An 18,926-nucleotide genomic window follows, 5' to 3' on the forward strand; every position below is an offset into this window, starting at 1 on the left:
TCCCGACCGGAGGGTGGGCAGTGTGGCTCGAGACCGGTTGTACCCGGAGGCAGCGTCGACAGGGCAGGTGCGCATGAGTCTGTCCCTGCGGTTCGCCGCCGGATCGCACAAGGGCATGATCCGCGAGGGGAACGAGGACTCCGGCTACGCCGGGCCCCGTCTCCTCGCGATCGCCGACGGCATGGGCGGCCAGGCCGCCGGCGAGGTCGCCAGCTCCGAGGTGATCTCGACCCTCGTGCAGCTCGACGACGACGTCCCGGGCTCCGACATCATCACCTCGCTCTCCACCGCCGTGCAGCGGGCCAACGACCAGCTGCGCGCGATGGTCGAGGAGGACCCGCAGCTCGAGGGCATGGGGACCACCCTGACCGCCCTCCTGTGGACCGGCCAGCGCCTCGGGCTCGTCCACGTCGGCGACTCCCGGGCCTACCTGCTGCGCGACGGCGTCCTCACGCAGATCACCCAGGACCACACCTGGGTGCAGCGCCTCGTCGACGAGGGCCGCATCACCGAGGAGGAGGCGACGACGCACCCGCAGCGCTCCCTCCTGATGCGCGCGCTCGGCAGCGGCGACATCGTCGAACCCGACCTCTCCATCCGTGAGGTCCGGGCCGGCGACCGCTACCTGATCTGCTCCGACGGGCTGTCCGGCGTGGTCTCCCACCAGACCCTGGAAGAGACCCTCGCCGACTACCACGGCCCCCGCGAGACCGTGCAGTCCCTGATCCAGCTCGCGCTGCGCGGCGGCGGTCCGGACAACATCACCTGCATCGTCGCCGACGTCCTCGACACCGACAGCGGCGACACGCTCGCCGCCCAGGTGAGCGACACCCCGGTCGTCGTCGGCGCGGTCGCCGAGAACCAGCACCAGCTCTTCGACGGCGGCAACGCCATGCACACCCCGGCCGGCCGCGCCTCGGGGCTCGGCCGCCAGGCCTCCCCGCCCGCCGGCTCCTTCGGCCCGCCCGGAAGCGGCGACGCCCCCGGCTACGGGTACGCGGAGTCCGGCCAGGGCGGCGGCGGGTACGGCAGCTTCGGCGAGGCCGACGGCTACGACTCCGACTCCGGGTACGAGGACACGTACGACAAGCCCCGCAGGCGCCGCAGCAAAGGGCGCAAGTGGACCACCCGTACGCTGATGCTGCTGCTCGTCGCCGGAGTCATCGGCGGCGGCCTCTACGCCGGCTGGCGCTGGACGCAGACCCAGTACTACATCGGCGTCAAGGGCGACCACGTCGCGCTCTTCAAGGGCATCAGCCAGAAGCTCGGGCCGGTGAAGCTCTCCGAGGTGGAGACCGACCGACCCGACATCGAACTGAAGTACCTCCCGCCCTTCAAGCTGAAGCTCGTACAGGCCACCATCAGCGAAAGCAGCCTGGACGGCGCACGCGAGAAGATCGACGACCTCGGTCTCCAGGTGTCCGCCTGCAAGAAGGACGAAGAGCGCCGCAACGCCGAGGCGCAGAACCAGACACCCGCCGGCCTGACTCCCGCGGAGCAGCAGCTGGTCGGCCTGTGCGGAAAGCAGTAGACACACGCGGGCGCAGGGGGCCTGCCACACCATGAGCGTTGTCACCAATACGACCACCATCGGCGCCATCGAGCTGCCGAGCCGGCGGAACACCGAGCTGATGCTGCTCGGGTTCGCCGTGGTCATCCCGATGTTCGCCTACGCCAACGTGGGTCTCGCGATCAACGGCTCGCTGCCGCCCGGCATGTTCGCCTACGGCCTCGGCCTCGGCGCGCTCGCCGGGGTCGCGCACCTCGTCGTGCGCCGCTACGCGAAGTACGCCGACCCGCTGCTGCTGCCGCTGGCCACCCTGCTCAACGGACTCGGCCTCGTCTTCATCTGGCGCCTGGACCAGTCCGAGCGGCTGCAGAACCTCGCGAAGCGCTCCTTCGGCGGCTTCTCTCCCTCCGCGCCCAACCAGATGCTCTACACGGCCGTCGGCATCGCCCTGTTCGCCGCCGTCCTGCTGCTGCTCAAGGACCACCGCGTCCTGCAGCGGTTCACGTACATCTCGATGGCCGGCGCCCTGGTCCTGCTGATCCTGCCCGTCATCCCGGGTCTGGGCGCGGACGTCTTCGGCGCGAAGATCTGGATCAGCGTCGGCGGGTTCTCCATCCAGCCCGGCGAGTTCGCGAAGATCGTCATCGCGATCTTCTTCGCCGGCTACCTGATGGTGAAGCGCGACGCCCTGGCCCTGGCCAGCCGCCGCTTCATGGGCCTCTACCTGCCGCGCGGCCGCGACCTCGGACCGATCCTGATGATCTGGGCGATGAGCCTGCTCGTCCTGATCTTCGAGAACGACCTCGGCACCTCGCTCCTCTTCTTCGGCATGTTCGTGATCATGCTGTACGTGGCCACCGAGCGCACCAGCTGGATCGTCATCGGCCTGCTGATGTCGGTGGGCGGCGCCGTCGTCGTCGCCTCCTTCGCCAGCCACGTCCAGGCCCGCGTCACCGCCTGGCTCGACCCCTTCGCCTGCTACGCCACTTCGGGCGCCTGCGAGCAGGTCGGCCAGTCCCTGATGAGCTTCGGCTCCGGCGGCGTCCTCGGCACCGGCCTCGGCCAGGGCCACTCGGACCTGATCCTCTTCGCCGCGAACTCCGACTTCATCTTCTCCACCGTCGGTGAAGAGCTCGGGCTCGCCGGCGTGATGGCCTTCCTGCTGATCTACGGGCTCATCATCGAGCGCGGCGTCCGCACCGCCCTCGCCGCCCGCGACCCCTTCGGCAAGCTCTTCGCCATCGGGCTGTCGGGCGCCTTCGCCATCCAGATCTTCGTCGTCGCCGGCGGAGTCATGGGCCTCATCCCCCTCACCGGCATGACGATGCCCTTCCTCGCCTCAGGCGGCTCCTCCGTCCTCGCCAACTGGGCACTCATCGGGATCCTCATCCGGATCAGCGACACCGCACGCCGACCCGCCCCGGCTCCCGCTCCGTCCCCCGACTCCGAGATGACCCAGGTGGTCCGCCCGTCATGAACAAGCCCCTGCGCCGCATCTCGCTGTTCTGCGGGCTGCTCGTCCTCGCGCTGCTGATCCGGACCAACTGGCTGCAGTACGTGCAGGCCGAGGAACTCAGCACGCGCAAGGAGAACCGCCGGGTCCAGATCGCCCAGTACGCGACGGAGCGCGGCAACATCATCGTGAAGGGCAAGCCGATCACCGGCTCGGTCGCCACGAACGGCAGCGACTTCGAGTTCAAGCGGACCTACGAGGAAGGCCCCCTGTGGGCCCCCGTGACGGGCTACGCCTCGCAGGCCTTCGGCGCCACCCAGCTCGAATCGCTCGAGGACGGCATCCTCACCGGCAACGACGACCGGCTCTTCTTCGACCGCACGGTCGGCATGTTCACCGGGGAGAAGAAGCAGGGCGGCAACGTCATCACGACGCTCAACCCCGACGCCCAGCGGGCCGCCTTCGCCAAGCTGGGCAAGAACAAGGGCGCGGTCGCCGCGATCGACCCGCGCACCGGCGCCATCCTGGCCCTGGTCTCCACCCCGTCGTACGACCCGTCGAGCTTCGCCGGCAACTCCAAGGACGACGAGAAGGCCTGGGTCTCGCTGAAGGACGCCGAGGACAAGAACCTCGTCAACCGCGCCCTGCGCGAGACCTACCCGCCGGGCTCGACCTTCAAGGTCGTCACGGCCGCCGCCGCCCTGGAGCACGGTGTCGTCACCGACATCAACGCGCCGACGGACACCCCGGAGCCGTACATCCTGCCCGGCACCAAGACGCCGATGGTCAACCACGCGAGCGGCTGCGAGAAGGCCCCGCTCAACGAGGCCCTGCGCGTCTCCTGCAACTCCGTGTTCGCGAACCTCGGCGACAAGGTCACGCGCGACAAGATGGTGGAGACCGCGGAGAAGTTCGGCTTCAACAACGACAAGATCGACATCCCGGTCCGCGCCTTCGCCAGCGTCTACGACAAGAAGATGAGCCGGGACGGCAACGCCCTCAGCTCCATCGGCCAGTTCAACACCGCCGCCACCCCGCTCCAGATGGCCATGGTCACCGCCGCCATCGCCAACGACGGCAAGCTGATGAAGCCGTACATGGTGGACCAGCTGACCGCGCCCAACCTCGACCTCATCGAGAAGCACGAGCCGCAGGAGATGAGCCGGCCCCTCTCCGCCGCCAACGCGCAGAAGCTGCAGGAGATGATGGTCAACGTCGTCGAGAGCGGCACCGGCACCCCGGCCAAGATCAAGAACATCAAGGTCGGCGGCAAGACCGGTACCGCCCAGCACGGCGAGGGCAACAAGAAGCGCCCGTACGCCTGGTTCATCTCGTACGCCGAGAACCCGGACCAGAGCTCGCCCGTCGCCGTCGCGGTCGTCATCGAGGACAGCGGCGCGGACCGCGAGGACATCAGCGGCGGCGGACTCGCCGCCCCGGTCGCGAAGGCCGTGATGGAAGCCGTGCTGAAGGGCCAGGGATGAGCCGGTGCGAGCAGGGCGCGCGGTGCGAACGGCGGGGGCCCGCAGGGTGATCCGCGTCACTGGTTCCGGACGGATACGAGCGTACGGTACCGGTCCGGTATCAGCCTGTGGCCACGAACCGATCACCGACGATCGGCCGGTAGCCTTTGCGCGAACAGCACACCGCCGGACCACACACAGGTGCGGTCGGGACTGACGGAGAGGGCTGGAACGTTATGGAAGAGCCGCGGCGCCTCGGCGGCCGGTACGAGCTGAGCCACGTGCTCGGCCGTGGTGGGATGGCCGAGGTCTACCTCGCCCACGACACCCGGCTCGGCCGTACCGTCGCCGTCAAGACCCTGCGTGCCGACCTCGCCCGCGACCCGTCCTTCCAGGCCCGGTTCCGGCGCGAGGCCCAGTCGGCCGCGTCCCTGAACCACCCGGCGATCGTCGCCGTCTACGACACCGGCGAAGACTACGTCGACAACATCTCCATCCCGTACATCGTGATGGAGTACGTCGACGGGTCCACCCTGCGCGAGCTCCTGCACTCCGGCCGCAAGCTGCTGCCCGAGCGCACCCTGGAGATGTGCATCGGCATCCTCCAGGCGCTGGAGTACTCGCACCGCGCCGGCATCGTGCACCGCGACATCAAGCCCGCCAACGTGATGCTGACCCGCACCGGCCAGGTCAAGGTCATGGACTTCGGCATCGCGCGCGCCATGGGCGACTCCGGCATGACGATGACGCAGACCGCGGCGGTCATCGGCACGGCCCAGTACCTCTCGCCCGAGCAGGCCAAGGGCGAGCAGGTCGACGCCCGCTCCGACCTGTACTCGGCCGGCTGCCTGCTCTACGAACTCCTCAGCGTCCGGCCCCCGTTCGTCGGCGACTCCCCCGTGGCCGTCGCCTACCAGCACGTACGGGAAGAGCCCCAGCCGCCGTCCAACTTCGACTCCGAGATCACGCCCGAGATGGACGCGATCGTGTTGAAGGCGCTGGTCAAGGACCCCGACTACCGCTACCAGTCCGCCGACGAGATGCGCGCGGACATCGAGGCCTGCCTCGACGGCCAGCCCGTCGCCGCCACCGCCTCCATGGGCGCGGCAGGCTACGGCTACCCCGACCAGGGCCACGGCTACGGCCACCAGGGCTACGACCAGCCCACCACCGCGCTGCGCTCCGCCGACAACGGGCACACGGCGATGATGTCGCCCATGCCCCCCGGCGGGGGCGACGGCGGGTACGGGTACGGCGACCAGGGCGGCTACGACCAGGGCCCGCACCGCCGCCAGAAGAAGAGCAAGGCGTCCACGATCCTCCTCGTGGCGGCCGGCATCCTCGTCCTCGTCGGCGCGATCCTCATCGGCCGCTCCCTGTGGGGCGACGGCGCCGACAACCGCCCCGCGGTGCCCAAGCTCGTCGGCCAGACGCTGGAGCAGGCGCAGAAGAGCGGCGTCAACGCCGGGGTCAAGGTCGAGAAGGAGGGCGAGGTGGCCTGCGAGACGCAGGCCAAGGGCAACGTCTGCACGCAGAACCCCGAGCCCGGCACCAAGGTCGACAAGGACTTCCCGGTCAAGGTGAAGATCTCCTCGGGCGCGCCCCCGGTGGCGGTGCCCGACGTGCTCCGCGTCCCGTTCGAGGAGGCGGAGACGGCGCTCAAGGCCAAGGGCTTCCAGGTCGAGCGCAAGAACCAGGAGTCCGAGAGCACCCCCGGCATCGTCCTCGACCAGAACCCCAAGGCCGGCGCCCAGGCGCAGAAGAACGACGTCATCACGCTGACGGTGGCCAAGGAGCAGTCCAAGACCACGGTCCCGGACCTGCTGGGCAAGACGCGGGAAGAGGCGGTCAAGCTCCTCACCACCGCCAAGCTCAAGCTCGGCAGCACGACGGAGACCGAGTCCCCCGGCGCCACCCCGAAGACGGTCATCGCGCAGCAGTTCGCGGCGGGCGAGCCGATCGACATCGGCAAGACGGTCAACATCACCGTCGCCAAGGCCGCGACGACGGCGCAGGTGCCCAGCCTGGCCGGCAAGACGGTCAACCAGGCCAAGGACGAGCTCAAGCGGGCCAACCTGACCTTCGGTTCGATCCTGTCGGGCCCGACGGACGACAAGGCGACGGTGATCATCACCGACCCGCCGGCGAACACCACGCTCCCCAGCGGTACGCCCGTCAACGTCCGGACCGTCCCGGGCCAGCAGGACGGCGGGAACAACAACGGCGGGAACAACGGCAACAACGGCGGCGGCGGCTTCATCGGCGGGCTGGGCGGCCGCTAGCACCGGCCGCGGGCCGTAGCGGGTCCGTAGCGCGCACACCCGGATGCGAAAAGGGTCCGGCCCCTCCTCAGGGAGGGGCCGGACCTTCGTCGTACGGGGGCTTCGCCGCACGGCCCCGGCACGGGCCGTGGCGCCGCCGTGGCGGCTGCGCGGGGGCCGCAGGGCCCCGGGGGTGCCCGCGGGGGCTCGTGGGGCTCCAGGGGCGCCCGGACGGCCCGGGGCGGGGGCTTCCGCTGCGGTCGGGCACCGAGGGCGCCGCCCGGGGCTTCAGCGCAGCTCCGCCGGGAGGCTGCGGTCGGCGTTCACCTGCTCCGTCCGGACCAGCTCGCCCCACACGACGTACCGGTACTTCGAGGTGTACACCGGCGTGCAGGTCGTCAGCGTGATGTACCGGCCGGGGGCCGTACGACCCGACTCCTTCGGCACCGGACTGATCACGTCCACGTTGTACTTGGAGGTCTGCCGCAGCTCCGCGAAGACCTTGTAGACGTACCAGGTGTCGCGCGTCTCGAAGACGATCGCGTCGCCGTTGCGCACCTTGTCGATGTTGTGGAACTTCGCCCCGTGGCCGTCCCGGTGCGCGGCGAGCGAGAAGTTCCCGGACGCGTCCCACGGCAGCGCCGACTTCACCGGCTCGGTGTAGTACCCGGCGACGCCGTCGTTCAGCACGTCCGGCGCGGTGCCGCGCTTGACCAGCACCTCGCCGTTCTTCATCGCCGGCACGTGCAGGAAGCCGACCCCGCCCTCGGTGTCCAGCGCTCCCGGCTCCGCGGGCTTCGCGGGCTCCGAGGCGGACGGGGAGGGGGCGAGCCACTGCTGGCGGACCGCGTCGCCGCGCGCCGAGGCCTGCCGGTCCGCGAGCACGTTCGTCCACCACAGGGAGTACGCGACGAACAGGCCCAGCACCAGGCCCACCGTGATCAGGAGCTCGCCCAGCAGGCTCAGGAACCCGGCGAGGACGCTGCGCCGCACGGGCGGCCGGCCATCGGAGGAGGAGCCGTCGTGCGGGGCGGAGGCGGCGTCGGCAGGACGGCGGCGGTGGCTGGAAGGTGACACTGCTGATTCGTCCTTCGGGCGGCTACGAGCTGGTCAGCGCGGGTGGCGGACCCTCGCTGCGGGGGCGTTCTCCGGTCATCCTGCCCCATACGATCATCCGGTAGGTGCTGGTGAACTCCGGGGTGCAGGTGGTCAGCGTGATGTAGCGGCCCGGAGAAGTGAACCCCGAGCCCTCGGGCACCGGCTTCAGCACCGCGACGTTCGTGGGCGGGGTCTGCGCCAGCGCGGAGGTCATCTCGTACGTGTAGTAGGCGTCCCGGGTCTCGACCACGACGGGATCGCCCGGTACCAGCCGGTTGACGTAGCGGAACGGCTCGCCGTGCGTGTTCCGGTGGCCCGCCACCGCGAAGTTGCCCTGCGGGTCCGAGGGCATCGCCGTCTTGAGCGATCCCTCGCCGTAGTGCCCGACCATTCCGCGGTCCAGCACCTTCGGCTTGCTGATCCCCTCCGCCACCGGGACCTTCACGTCCAGCTTCGGGATGTGCAGGATGGCGAAGCCCTGCCCCGGTTCGAACGCAGCCACCGGCGGGGCACCGGCCCCGGCCTCCGGCGCCCGTTCCCAGGTCTGCCGGAGCGAGCCCGCCGCGCCGTTCGCGGTCCGCTCCGCGAGGAGGTTCGTGTACCAGAGCTGGTAGGCGACGAACAGCAGCATCACCAGGCCCAGCGTGATGAACAGCTCGCCGCCCAGCCGGCTCGCGACGACCAGCGGTCCGCCCGACGCCGGCCGCCTGCGCCGCCGGCCGCCGCGCCGCCGCGTCTGCTTCGCGGCCCGCTTCGCCGCCTCCTGCGCGGCCCTGCGTCGCGCGGCCCGGCCCTCCGTGGGCGCGGACGGCGCGAGCGTGGTCACGCGACGGCCTTGCCCACCACCGGGGCCAGCCCCACCGACCGCTCCACGGCACCGGCGTCGCCGCAGCGCACCAGCCAGTTCGCGAGCATCCGGTGCCCCCACTCGGTGAGCACCGACTCGGGGTGGAACTGCACGCCCTCCACGTCGTGCTCCCGGTGGCGCAGGCCCATGATGATCCCGTCCTCCGTGCGCGCCGTGACCTCCAGCGTGCCGGGGAGGGCCAGCGGCTCGGCGGCCAGCGAGTGGTAGCGGGTCGCGGTGAACGGCGAGGGCAGCCCCTCGAACACCCCGAGGCCCTCGTGGACCACCGGCGAGGTCTTGCCGTGCAGCAGTTCCGGGGCCCGGTCGACGACGCCGCCGTACGCGACCGCCATCGACTGCATCCCGAGGCAGACGCCGAAGACCGGTACGCCGGTGTCCGCGCAGTGCCGGACCATGTCGATGCAGATCCCGGCCTCCTCGGGGGTCCCGGGGCCGGGGGACAGCAGGACGCCGTCGAACCCGTCCTGCGCGTGCGACAGCGCGACCTCGTCGTTGCGCAGCACCTCGCATTCGGCGCCGAGCTGGTAGAGGTACTGGACCAGGTTGAAGACAAAGCTGTCGTAGTTGTCGACAACAAGAATGCGCGCGCTCACGGAGTCGCTCCCGATCCCTCGTCCACCGTCACGTCGTTGAACGGAAGGAGCGGCTCGGCCCACGGGAAGACGTACTGGAACAGCACGAACACCACCGCGAGGACCAGTACGAGCGAGATCAGCGCGCGCACCCACGCGTTTCCCGGCAGCTGCCGCCAGATCCAGCCGTACATGCCGTCTGATTCCTTTTCGTCCACGATCGTTCCACGCACCGCGGGGGCGGTACGCGAACAGCCTAAAGGCAGCGGCCCGGCGGGGTGGGTCAGCTCGGCAATCCCCCGGACCCGACCCGTCAGGACGTCCGGGTGCCGGTCAGTTCCGCCCACACGACCAGCCGGTGGCTGTGGCCCCATTCGGGGTCGCAGGTGGTCAGCGTCAGGTACCGGCCGGGGACGGTGAAGGGCGACTTCCGCGGCACCGGGTCGACCACGGCGACGTCGGTCGGCAGGGTCCGTACGGGCCCGCCGCGGATCGTGTAGGTGTACGTCGTCGTCGCGTCCTTCAGGATCACGGCGTCCCCGGGGCGCAGGGCGGGGAAGTCCTTGAAGGGGTCGCCGTACGTGCGCCGGTGCCCCGCGACCGAGAAGTTGCCGGTCTCGCCGAGGCGGGCCGTGCGGGCGTAGTGGCCGAGGCCCTTCTTGAGGAGCTCGGCGCCGGTGCCCTCCAGGACGGGCTTCTTCCAGCCCGGCCCGAAGCGCGGGACGGTCATCTCGGCGAAGGGCCGTCCGGCGGGGTACGCGGCGGACCTGGGCTGCGGGGTGGTGCCGGGCGGCTGCGCGGTGCCGGGCTGGGGGGTGGTGCCGGGCTGCGGCGCGGGCTTCCCGGACGGGCCGGGCCGTGGGGACGGGGGCGCCGCCCCGGGGGCTCCGGCCCGCTCCCAGCCGCCGCGCAGCCGGGCCATCTCGCCGTCCATGGCCCGGTCGGCCTTGACCCCGGTCCAGAGCAGGACGTAGGCGACGAACAGCACGATCAGCGTGCCCGCCGTCAGGCACAGCTCGCTCAGCGTCCGGACCACCAGGCGCAGGACGACATCGGCGCTGACCCGCTCAGGGCGTCGGTTCCACCGGCTTCGCATAGTGGAGGTCCACTGTGCCGGAGTAGCCGGGAAGTGTCAGGGCCTTGTGCTCGTCCACTTTCCAGCCCAGCCCGTACGCGTTCACGTACAGCTGGTAGTTCTGCAGGGCGGGGGAGGCCGCGAGGGCCCGGCGCAGCACGCCCGGGTCGCCGACCGCCGAGATCTTGTACGGGGGCGAGTACACGCGGCCCTGGAGGATCAGGGTGTTGCCCACGCAGCGGACCGCGCTGGTGGAGATGAGCCGCTGGTCCATGACCTGGATGCCCTGGGCGCCGCCCTGCCACAGGGCGTTCACCACGGCCTGCAGGTCCTGCTGGTGGATCACCAGGTCGTTGGGCTGCGGCTCGGGCACGTTGGGGATGCGGGCGGTGGCGCCCGGCGGGGCGTCGTTCAGCGTGACGGTCAGGCCCCTGCCGGAGAGCTCCTCGGTGCCGGAGGCCTTGCGCAGGGCGGCCATCCTGGCGTCCTCCGCCCGGGTCCTGCCGTCGTCGCGCTCGGCGAGGGTGTCCACCCGGCTCCGGACGGCTCCGGTGCTCTGTTCCAGCGCCGCGTTGTTCTGGCTGCGCTCCTGGATCAGGTCCGACAGCTTCAGGAGGGAGGCATCGGTCCGGATGTTCGTACCCTTGGAAGTGTTGAAGCTGGTGACGAAGATCAGACCGGCCAGGGCGAAGACCGCGGCCGTCAGCAGCCGGACCGGCCTGGCCCGGCGACGGGGACCCGCGGAGGAGTCGTCGGAATTGCTCAACGTACCCTTCTCCTTCAACGCCACAGGTCCACTACGCTAACGGACGCCCGGGGCAGGCAAGGTCCCCAGCCCATCGACAGGAGAGCCCCTCGTGCCGAAGTCACGTATCCGCAAGAAGGACGACTACACGCCGCCGCCGGCGCGGCAGCCGCAGGCCATCAGGCTGACGAACCGCAGCTGGGTCGCCCCGGTCATGCTGGCCCTCTTCCTGATCGGACTCGCGTGGATCGTCGTCTTCTACGTGACCGAGACCCAGCTTCCCATCGAGGCGCTGGGCAATTGGAACATCGTGGTCGGTTTCGGATTCATCGCGGCGGGATTCGGCGTTTCCACGCAGTGGAAGTAGCACCTCTCGACCGCTGAGGGAAGCTCTCCCCATGAGTTATCCACAGCGTCATCCACACCTGAGGAAAAGACAGAAGATCTGTGGATAACTCTGTGGAGAGTTGACGCCGGTGTGATCAGGTGAGTGCGGCCGTCCGGACCATGACGACGGCCGCGGCCAGCAGGAACACCACCACGCAGGTACCCCACTGGATGAGGGTGCGGCTCCTGCCCGCGGCGGGCAGGAGCATCCCCAGGGCCACCAGCGCCCCGGTGACCAGGCCGCCCACGTGGGCCTGCCAGGACACGCGCAGGCTGCCGAACGACACGAAGCTCAGCAGCAGCATCAGCCCGACCATCACGAGCACCGGCCGCATCTCGTACCGCAGCCGCCGGGCCAGGACGACGGTCGCGCCGAGCAGGCCGAAGACGGCCCCGGACGCGCCGATGGTCGGTACGTTCGGCGCGGTCAGCAGGTAGACGAGGGCGCTGCCGCCCAGGCCGGACAGCAGGTAGACGGCGAGATAGCGGGCGCGGCCCAGCGCCGCCTCCAGCGGGCCGCCGATCACCCACAGGCCGACCATGTTGCCGATGATGTGCCACCACTCGGCGTGCAGGAACACCGAGGTCATCAGGCGGTAGTACTCGCCGCTGGAGACGCCCTGGGCCGGCGCCCCGTAGTAGTCGGCGTACCGGCCGAGCAGTTCCAGCGGGCGGGCGGCGGCCGGCACGACCAGACAGAAGAGGAACACCGCGGCGTTGAGGCCGATCAGGACCTTCGTGACCAGCTGGGGGTCGGCGGCGACCACCCCGCCGGCGATGGTGCGCGGCGCGTTGGCGGAGGGCCGGTGTCCGGTGCCGGAACCCTCGCGCACGCACTCCGGGCACTGGAAGCCGACCGAGGCACTGATCATGCACTCGGGGCAGATGGGGCGCTCGCAGCGGGTGCAGCTGATCCCCGTGTCGCGGTCCGGGTGGCGGTAGCAGCCCGGCAGGCGGTCCGTGTCCATCGGTCCCCTCGGTCGGCGTCGGGGCGCGGGGGCCCCGACGATCCGGTACGTGTATCCAGGACGGACGGGCGGGGCGGAAAGGTTCCCCGCGGGTGGCGGCCCCGCTCGGTCAGCGCGGGTCCATGGCGACGGATCAGCGCTTCTCGATGACCACGGACCGGATGATCACGTCGTCGAGGGGGCGCTCGGTGCGCGGGTTGGTGGCCAGGCCGGCGATGGCGTCCACGACCTGCCGGGAGGCCTTGTCCGTGATCTCGCCGAAGATGGTGTGCTTCCGCGTCAGCCACGCGGTGGGGGCGACGGTGACGAAGAACTGCGAGCCGTTGGTGGCCGGACCGGCGTTCGCCATGGCGAGCAGGTAGGGCTTGGTGAAGGCCAGGTCGGGGTGGAACTCGTCGGCGAACTGGTAGCCCGGACCGCCGGTGCCGTTGCCGAGGGGGTCGCCGCCCTGGATCATGAAGCCGCTGATGACGCGGTGGAAGACGGTGCCGTCGTAGAGCGGGTCCGTGGTCTTCTGACCGTCGGTCGGCCGGGTCCACTCGCGGGCGCCCGTGGCGAGCTCGACGAAGTTCCGGACGGTCTTCGGAGCGAAGTTCGGCAGGAGCTCGATCTCGATGTCGCCGTGGGTCGTCTTCAGGGTGGCGTAGAGCTTCTCGGCCACGGATCTGCCTTCCTTAGTCATCACTGTCGGTCCAGATAGTCGCACGGAGCGCTGCGCCGCACAGAAAATCGTCCACCCGTATGCCCTGTCACGCATGCCCGTCGACGTGATGGCAGGCATGATCCGACAAAGGGTGGAAAGGTGAACTGTGTCCGCCACCGAGGAGGAGGAACCCCGTGACCCGCAAGGACAGCGTGCGCCTGGCCGCCGAGAGCGCCAGGGAGACTGTGCGGCACGCGTCGGAAGTGGTGGCGCCGTACGCAGAAACCGCCAAGGATGCCGCGGTGCACTACGCGCATGAGGCGAACGAGCGGCTGGCGCCCAAGGTGTCGTACGCGGCCAACGAGGCCGCGAAGCAGGCACGTACGACGTATGACAACCATCTTCACCCCCGGCTCAAGTCGGCGCGCTCCCACGTGCCGACGAACGTGGACCGGGCGGCGACGCGTGCGGTGAAGCAGACGCGCCGTGCCGCGCGTCAGGCGGCCGACTACACGCAGCCGAAGTTCGAGAGCGCGATCGCGGCGGCCACCCCGGTCGCCGAGGAGGCCGCCTCGCGGTCGACCGCCGCCTTCGCCGCGCTGCGCGGCCAGGTGTCGGCGAAGGAGGTGCAGCGGCTGGTGCGGCGACACGAGCGCCGGGCGCGCACCGGCCGCGTGCTGCGCGGCGTGGCCCTGGTCGGCCTGCTGGCCGGCGGTGCCTACGCGGCGTGGAAGTGGTGGGACCAGCAGTCGAACCCGGACTGGCTCGTCGAGCCGCCGGCGGCCACCGAGCTGTCGGCGCGCGACGCCGGCCCGGCGAGCTTCGACGACGAGCTGGCGGAGAAGGAGCGCGACGCGGACGAGGGACCGGCCGTCGAGGGCGGGCGGCCCTGAACCGCGGATCACCCGTACGCCGGAGGGGCCCGCATCCGACAGGATGCGGGCCCCTCCGGCGTGCCGGGCGGCGTCAGTTGGGGAGGACGAGGACCATGCCCGGGCGGACGAGGTCGGGGTTGGAGCCGACGACGGCCTTGTTCACGGCGTAGAGCTCGCGCCAGCGGCCCTCGTTGCCGAGCTCGCGACGGGCGATCAGGGAGAGCGAGTCGCCGGGCCGGACGGTGTACGTGCGCTTCTTCGCGGCGGGCGCCACCGGGACCGCCTTGTGCGCGGCCGACGCGGGCGACGGGGCGTGCGGCGCCCCGGGCCCCCTGGCCGGCGCCACGGGCTTCGGCGGTACGACGGCGGGCTTGGGGGCCACGGGGACGGCCTTGTGCGCGGCCGACGCGGGGGTGGGCGCCGCGGGCCTGGGCGCGGTGGATCCGGGCGAGGTGGGACCGGCCGCCGCAGGGCGGGCCGGCGCGTCCTTGGGCGGCGCGGCGGCCGCCATCCGGTCGGCGGCGGCCCGGGTGGCCGCGGCGGCGTCGGCGGCGGAGCTCGCGGGAGGCGCGGCGCGCGGCGAAGCCTGCTGCTGGACCTGCTCCTTCACCTTCTCGGCGGCCTCGTCCTGCTTCTGCTTGTCGGACTTCAGGAAGTCGAAGAGTCCCATGTCTGTACGCCTCCGGCGTGAGGGTGCCCCCCTGGACGGTACGCCTTCTCCCACTGTCGGACACCGGGCCCCGGACGGCCCCGCGACGGGTCCGTCCGGGGGATGCGCGGGGCCGGGCACCCGCTCACCACCGGGCCCGGCGGGGCGTTGTTTCACGTGAAACAACGCCCCGCAGTCAGCCGGTACACCCCGGAGGCACGCATACGAAAACCCCCCTGACCTGCATTTACACAGGTCAGGGGGGCTGTTGTGTTGTGGAGCCTAGGAGATTCGAACTCCTGACATCTGCCTTGCAAAGGCAGCGCTCTACCAACTGAGCTAAGGCCCCGAGCATGCGGACGCACCCGTCCCCCGTACGAGGAGGGGTCGTTCCGCAGAACAGAGTACCGGGTGTACCCCCTCATCTCGCAAAATGATAGGGACTCCCGCCCCGCGACCACGCTCCGTAAGATGCTCGCGAGGTTCGCACCAGCGAAGGGGAGTAGTAAGAGTGGACGCAGTACAACAAGAGGCCACGGCCAGAGCCAGAGAACTTCAGCGCAGTTGGTACGGGGAGCCGCTCGGCGCGCTCTTCCGCCGACTCATAGATGACCTCGGCTTGAACCAGGCCCGCCTCGCTGCCGTCCTCGGACTGTCGGCGCCCATGCTGTCCCAGCTGATGAGCGGCCAGCGCGCCAAGATCGGCAACCCTGCCGTGGTGCAGCGCGTCCAGGCCCTCCAGGACCTCGCCGGACAGGTGTCCGACGGGAGCGTCAGCGCCGGGGAGGCCGCCGACCGGATGGACGAGATCAGGAAGACCCAGGGAGGCTCCGTCCTCAGCAACAGCGGCCAGACCGCAACCCATTCCGGCGCCCCCACCGTCAAGCGGGTCGTCCGGGAGATCCAGTCGCTGCTGCGCTCGGTCTCCGCGGCCGGCGACATCATCGACGCCGCCGACACCCTCGCCCCCAGCCACCCGGAACTGGCAGAGTTCCTCCGGGTGTACGGCGCGGGCCGCACCGCGGACGCGGTGGCCCACTACGAGGCCCATCAGAACTGACACGCACGGCGGCGGACAACGGTGACGGGGGGACGGGCACAGCGTGGGTGAGATCTTCGCCGGTCGGTACGAGCTGATCGATCCGATCGGGCGCGGTGGTGCGGGCGCCGTGTGGCGGGCCTGGGACCACAGGCGTCGACGGTACGTCGCCGCGAAGGTCCTCCTGCAGAGCGACGCCCACACCCTGCTGCGCTTCGTGCGGGAACAGGCTCTGCGGATCGACCACCCCCACGTGCTGGCGCCGGCCAGCTGGGCGGCCGACGACGACAAGGTCCTGTTCACGATGGACCTGGTCGGCGGCGGTTCCCTCGCCCATGTGATCGGCGACTACGGACCGCTCCCTCCCCGCTTCGTCTGCACGCTGCTGGACCAGCTCCTGTCCGGGCTGGCCGCGGTGCACGCGGAAGGCGTCGTGCACCGCGACATCAAACCGGCCAACATCCTGATGGAGGCCACCGGAACCGGGCGGCCGCACCTGCGGCTGTCCGACTTCGGCATCTCCATGCGCAAGGGCGAGCCCAGGCTGACCGAGACCAACTACGTCGTCGGTACGCCCGGATACTTCGCCCCCGAGCAACTGCTGGGCGCCGAGCCCGACTTCTCGGCCGACCTCTTCGCCACCGGGCTGGTGGCCCTGTACCTGCTGCAGGGGCGCAAGCCCGACTCCCAGGGCCTCGTGGAACACTTCCTCGCCCACGGCACCCCCGGCGCTCCCGAAGGCGTCCCCGCGCCGCTCTGGGACGTGCTCTCCTCCCTCCTCCAGCCGGACCCCCACAGCCGGTTCCGCACGGCCACGGGCGCCCGCAAGGCGCTCGCCGAGGCCGTCGAGCTCCTCCCCCCGCCCGCCCCCGGCGAGGATCCGGTGGAGGTGTTCGACCAACTCGGCCCGATCCCCGCCGGTTTCGGCCCCCAGGGGCCGCTCAGCACGTCCGCCGTGACTCCCGGGGCGCCCACGGTCGCCACCGTCCCGCCGGGCGGTCACACGCCCGTTCCCGGCCCCTCTCCCACGTCCTCCGGGACCGCGCCGGAGTCCGCCCCCGCCGATCCGCGGGGAACGGCCCGGACGGTGGCCGGGGCACCGGCTCCGGCCTCGCCCGCGGCGCCCCACAGCGGGACCACCGCCGCCCCGCACCCGGCCGCGCCCCACCCGGCTCCGCCCCGCTCCGCCGTTCCCGCCCAGGCGTCGGGCCCCTCGGCGACCGGGAGCTTCCACCTGCCGCCACCGGCCCCCGCCGCCCCGCACCCGACACCGGCGGCACCCGCCGCGTCCGCGGCATCGGCCGCCCCGCCGGCCCGTACCGGCGGCATCGCCCCGCCACCCGCCCGGGTCACGGCCGGCATCCTCCTCGCGGCGCTGCTCTGCTTCGCGGTCGGCGTGTGGGCCGTCATCCAGCAGTAGCGCCCCGGCCCCGCCGGGCCAGCAGCACCCAGCCGCCCAGGACGAGCAGCAGCAGCGTGCCGGTGCCGAAGCCCGCTCCGGCCACCAGCCGCATCGAGGAACGGTTCGCGGCGTCCTCGCTCGCCTCCGGCGCGGTCAGCCCGTCACGGGCCGCCGCCCGGTCCGCGGTCCCGACGCCGAACCCGCCCGGGGCGGGGTCCTCCAGGTAGGCGGGTGCCTTGCCCGGACTGCCGATGACGTCGGTCCGCAGGGTCAGCGGCACCGGAACGGCGTCCTGCGTGAACTCGGCGACCTTTCCGCCCATGGTGACGCCGATGTAGTACCAGCCGGCGACCCCCACCGCGCGGACGTCGGCGTCACCGGAGAAGCGGTTCTCGTACGCGACGGGCGGCGTCTTCTCCAGCGTGATGCCGGCCTGCTTGCCGTCGTACGAGGCGTTCCCGGCCGAGACCGGGGCCCGGTAGGGGCTGTACAGCGCGACGGTGAGCCCGTTCGACGCCGAGCCGTACTGCTTCGTCATCCGGGCCGCGGCCAGTTCGGCGCCGACGCCCAGCTGCTGCCCCCAGTCCAGCGGGACCCGGTAGTACCGGGTCTGCCCGGGCAGCAGCTCGTCGCGCCACACCCCGGCCGTCAGGGCCCGGGCGTCATTGAAGCCGGTGCCGCCGGTCCGGGGCACCGGCTCGCTGCCGGGCAGCGCGGGCGTCCCCGAGGGCCAGGTGCTCGGCGCCGCGGTGGGGCCGCCCGCGCCGGTGCCGGGCTCGCGCTGGACCCGGAGCTCCAGCGGCCAGGGGCTCTGGTCGGAACCCTTCGCGGCGGTCCGGGTGACCTTCGCGTAGTAGACGCCTCCCGGCGCGCAGTCGTGGTCCTCCGCGCCCCGCCGGACGCCCGCGGCGCTGATGGGGACCGGGTCGTAGCCGAAGGAGGCCCGGCCGGAACCGCCCGGGCAGGTCCGCCCGGCAGTGGTCATGACCTCCACCTCGATGCCGTCGCTGTAGCCGACCTTGGCGCCGGCCCCCGGCCGGGCCACCGCGGAGACGTACACGTCGGACCGGTCCTGCTCCAGGACGAGGCGGTAGACCCGCTCCCCGGGGGCCAGGGTGTCCGCGTAGGTCCGGCCCGCCTCCAGCAGCGGGGCGTCCGCGGTGGAGGGCTTCCCCTCCACGGCCCTGGCGCCCTCGGCGGCCCGGTACGTCGGCGCGGGCTGCGGAGCCGCCCCCTCGGCGTGCGCCGCCGCCGGCGCCCCCGCCGCGAGGCCCAGGACCACCGCTCCCAGCAGCGCGGTCCTGCGTACCAGCGGGGCCCGGCGTACCCGTGCCCGACCTGTCCGACGTACCCGACCCATCACGCCCACCCCGAGTTTGCTAGCGCAAGGCAATTCTTTGCATATCGCAATTTTTCGTCACAGAACAGCACAAAGCCCCGGCAGCAGCGGCAGCCGGGGCTTCATGGGATCAACCGTGGGTCTCACACACCGGAACCAGAGGGCACGGAGTCAGTTGCCTCCGTCCACAGGTCCTGCTCGGCGCGGTCCGCCTGGATCTGGCGGTACACGAGGAGCCCGCCGATGGCGGCCAGTGCGACCAGGAGCAGCTTCTTCACCGCGCGACCTCGTCTTTCGTTGACGTAGGGGACTTCTGGCGCCCAACAATACACACCGACCGATACCGATCGGTGACCTGGCAACCCACCAACTGGCCCAACGACGAAGACCCCCGGGCCTAGGGCCTGGGGGTCTTCGACACTGTGGGGCTAACAGGATTTGAACCTGTGGCCTCATCCTTATCAGGGATGCGCTCTAACCAACTGAGCTATAGCCCCATCCGCGCTGCGCGCTGACTCCTGAAGATTAGCGCACAGACGCGGTAGCTCCAAAACCGGTTCTGACCGCGCGTCTGCGCAG

General features: G+C 71.3%; 18 protein-coding genes, 2 tRNA genes and 1 pseudogene. 8 read left to right on the plus strand and 13 right to left on the minus strand.

The features are described from left to right. Positions 1–73 precede the first annotated feature (73 nt). The 4 genes from ACZ6S8_RS09370 to pknB all read left to right on the plus strand — a co-directional run bounded on the left by ACZ6S8_RS09370 (position 74) and on the right by pknB (position 6,708). Complete coding sequence (locus ACZ6S8_RS09370; protein WP_469453976.1) at positions 74–1,531, plus strand: Stp1/IreP family PP2C-type Ser/Thr phosphatase; 1,458 nt, start codon at positions 74–76, stop codon at positions 1,529–1,531. 31 nt (positions 1,532–1,562) lie between these two features. Beyond that, positions 1,563–2,987, plus strand: a complete 1,425-nt coding sequence (locus tag ACZ6S8_RS09375; RefSeq protein ID WP_469453978.1) for an FtsW/RodA/SpoVE family cell cycle protein — start codon at positions 1,563–1,565, stop codon at positions 2,985–2,987. Continuing rightward, complete coding sequence (locus ACZ6S8_RS09380; protein WP_469453979.1) at positions 2,984–4,447, plus strand: peptidoglycan D,D-transpeptidase FtsI family protein; 1,464 nt, start codon at positions 2,984–2,986, stop codon at positions 4,445–4,447. The genes ACZ6S8_RS09375 and ACZ6S8_RS09380 overlap by 4 nt, the downstream gene beginning before the upstream one ends. Before the next feature lie 215 nt (positions 4,448–4,662). Then, a complete protein-coding gene (gene pknB / locus ACZ6S8_RS09385) occupies positions 4,663–6,708 on the plus strand; it encodes a Stk1 family PASTA domain-containing Ser/Thr kinase (protein ID WP_469453981.1) in 2,046 nt (681 codons plus the stop codon). Positions 6,709–6,975: 267 nt separating this feature from the next. On the opposite strand, the gene ACZ6S8_RS09390 is transcribed toward pknB, so the two are convergent. The 6 genes and pseudogenes from ACZ6S8_RS09390 to ACZ6S8_RS09415 form a co-directional block, all read right to left on the minus strand. Next, positions 6,976–7,764 (minus strand): class E sortase, encoded by a 789-nt coding sequence (locus ACZ6S8_RS09390; protein ID WP_469453982.1) that lies wholly within the window; start codon positions 7,762–7,764, stop codon positions 6,976–6,978. Positions 7,765–7,786: 22 nt separating this feature from the next. Continuing rightward, a pseudogene (locus tag ACZ6S8_RS09395) lies at positions 7,787–8,641 on the minus strand (class E sortase); the annotation flags it as partial. Beyond that, positions 8,608–9,246 carry an aminodeoxychorismate/anthranilate synthase component II gene (locus tag ACZ6S8_RS09400; RefSeq protein ID WP_383915993.1) on the minus strand — a complete coding sequence of 213 codons (639 nt, stop codon included), beginning with the start codon at positions 9,244–9,246 and terminating at the stop codon, positions 8,608–8,610. The pseudogene ACZ6S8_RS09395 and the gene ACZ6S8_RS09400, both read right to left, overlap by 34 nt. Beyond that, positions 9,243–9,443 (minus strand): hypothetical protein, encoded by a 201-nt coding sequence (locus tag ACZ6S8_RS09405; RefSeq protein WP_469454360.1) that lies wholly within the window; start codon positions 9,441–9,443, stop codon positions 9,243–9,245. The genes ACZ6S8_RS09400 and ACZ6S8_RS09405 overlap by 4 nt, the downstream gene beginning before the upstream one ends. A gap of 95 nt (positions 9,444–9,538) precedes the next feature. Beyond that, positions 9,539–10,321 carry a class E sortase gene (locus ACZ6S8_RS09410; RefSeq protein WP_469453983.1) on the minus strand — a complete coding sequence of 261 codons (783 nt, stop codon included), beginning with the start codon at positions 10,319–10,321 and terminating at the stop codon, positions 9,539–9,541. Then, a complete protein-coding gene (locus ACZ6S8_RS09415; protein WP_469453985.1) occupies positions 10,293–11,066 on the minus strand; it encodes a DUF881 domain-containing protein in 774 nt (257 codons plus the stop codon). Before ACZ6S8_RS09415 ends, ACZ6S8_RS09410 begins: the two co-directional genes overlap by 29 nt. Positions 11,067–11,157: 91 nt before the next feature. Between ACZ6S8_RS09415 and crgA the strand changes: the two genes are divergently transcribed. Further along, entirely contained in the window at positions 11,158–11,412 is a 255-nt protein-coding gene (gene crgA, locus ACZ6S8_RS09420) for a cell division protein CrgA (protein WP_469453986.1), read from the plus strand. 115 nt (positions 11,413–11,527) lie between these two features. Here the strand turns inward: crgA and ACZ6S8_RS09425 are convergent, their stop codons facing one another. Continuing rightward, positions 11,528–12,400, minus strand: a complete 873-nt coding sequence (locus ACZ6S8_RS09425) for a rhomboid family intramembrane serine protease (protein WP_469453988.1) — start codon at positions 12,398–12,400, stop codon at positions 11,528–11,530. 133 nt (positions 12,401–12,533) lie between these two features. Then, a complete protein-coding gene (locus ACZ6S8_RS09430; protein WP_469453989.1) occupies positions 12,534–13,061 on the minus strand; it encodes a peptidylprolyl isomerase in 528 nt (175 codons plus the stop codon). 176 nt (positions 13,062–13,237) lie between these two features. Here ACZ6S8_RS09430 and ACZ6S8_RS09435 point away from each other — a divergent pair, with 176 nt between their 5' ends. After that, positions 13,238–13,936 (plus strand): DUF5324 family protein, encoded by a 699-nt coding sequence (locus ACZ6S8_RS09435; protein WP_469453991.1) that lies wholly within the window; start codon positions 13,238–13,240, stop codon positions 13,934–13,936. Positions 13,937–14,009: 73 nt separating this feature from the next. On the opposite strand, the gene ACZ6S8_RS09440 is transcribed toward ACZ6S8_RS09435, so the two are convergent. Both ACZ6S8_RS09440 and ACZ6S8_RS09445 read right to left on the minus strand, forming a co-directional pair. Continuing rightward, a complete protein-coding gene (locus tag ACZ6S8_RS09440; protein ID WP_469453992.1) occupies positions 14,010–14,588 on the minus strand; it encodes a LysM peptidoglycan-binding domain-containing protein in 579 nt (192 codons plus the stop codon). A gap of 255 nt (positions 14,589–14,843) precedes the next feature. After that, positions 14,844–14,916: transfer RNA gene (locus ACZ6S8_RS09445), tRNA-Ala, on the minus strand. A 162-nt stretch (positions 14,917–15,078) separates the two neighbouring features. Here ACZ6S8_RS09445 and ACZ6S8_RS09450 point away from each other — a divergent pair. Next, a complete protein-coding gene (locus tag ACZ6S8_RS09450; RefSeq protein ID WP_469453993.1) occupies positions 15,079–15,627 on the plus strand; it encodes a helix-turn-helix domain-containing protein in 549 nt (182 codons plus the stop codon). A 43-nt stretch (positions 15,628–15,670) separates the two neighbouring features. Then, positions 15,671–17,026, plus strand: coding sequence for a serine/threonine-protein kinase (locus ACZ6S8_RS09455; protein WP_469453994.1), 1,356 nt, complete (start codon positions 15,671–15,673; stop codon positions 17,024–17,026). On the opposite strand, the gene ACZ6S8_RS09460 is transcribed toward ACZ6S8_RS09455, so the two are convergent. From ACZ6S8_RS09460 to ACZ6S8_RS09470, 3 genes are all read right to left on the minus strand, one after another. Next, positions 17,013–18,368, minus strand: a complete 1,356-nt coding sequence (locus ACZ6S8_RS09460; RefSeq protein ID WP_469453996.1) for a hypothetical protein — start codon at positions 18,366–18,368, stop codon at positions 17,013–17,015. The genes ACZ6S8_RS09455 and ACZ6S8_RS09460 overlap by 14 nt on opposite strands. 122 nt (positions 18,369–18,490) lie before the next feature. After that, on the minus strand, positions 18,491–18,625 hold the full coding sequence (locus ACZ6S8_RS09465) for a DLW-39 family protein (protein ID WP_208809277.1): 135 nt from the start codon (positions 18,623–18,625) through the stop codon (positions 18,491–18,493). Between the two features lie 145 nt (positions 18,626–18,770). After that, positions 18,771–18,844: transfer RNA gene (locus ACZ6S8_RS09470), tRNA-Ile, on the minus strand. Positions 18,845–18,926: the final 82 nt, after the last annotated feature.

This window comes from Streptomyces sp. NPDC048461, assembly GCF_055587105.1.

Coding starts and splice junctions, on each gene's coding strand:
- ACZ6S8_RS09375 (WP_469453978.1), top strand. CDS start 1,563: ATGAGCGTTGTCACCAATACGACCACCATCGGCGCCATCGAGCTGCCG.
- ACZ6S8_RS09440 (WP_469453992.1), bottom strand. CDS start 14,588: ATGGGACTCTTCGACTTCCTGAAGTCCGACAAGCAGAAGCAGGACGAG.
- pknB (WP_469453981.1), top strand. CDS start 4,663: ATGGAAGAGCCGCGGCGCCTCGGCGGCCGGTACGAGCTGAGCCACGTG.
- ACZ6S8_RS09370 (WP_469453976.1), top strand. CDS start 74: ATGAGTCTGTCCCTGCGGTTCGCCGCCGGATCGCACAAGGGCATGATC.
- ACZ6S8_RS09410 (WP_469453983.1), bottom strand. CDS start 10,321: ATGCGAAGCCGGTGGAACCGACGCCCTGAGCGGGTCAGCGCCGATGTC.
- ACZ6S8_RS09460 (WP_469453996.1), bottom strand. CDS start 18,368: ATGGGTCGGGTACGTCGGACAGGTCGGGCACGGGTACGCCGGGCCCCG.
- ACZ6S8_RS09380 (WP_469453979.1), top strand. CDS start 2,984: ATGAACAAGCCCCTGCGCCGCATCTCGCTGTTCTGCGGGCTGCTCGTC.
- ACZ6S8_RS09425 (WP_469453988.1), bottom strand. CDS start 12,400: ATGGACACGGACCGCCTGCCGGGCTGCTACCGCCACCCGGACCGCGAC.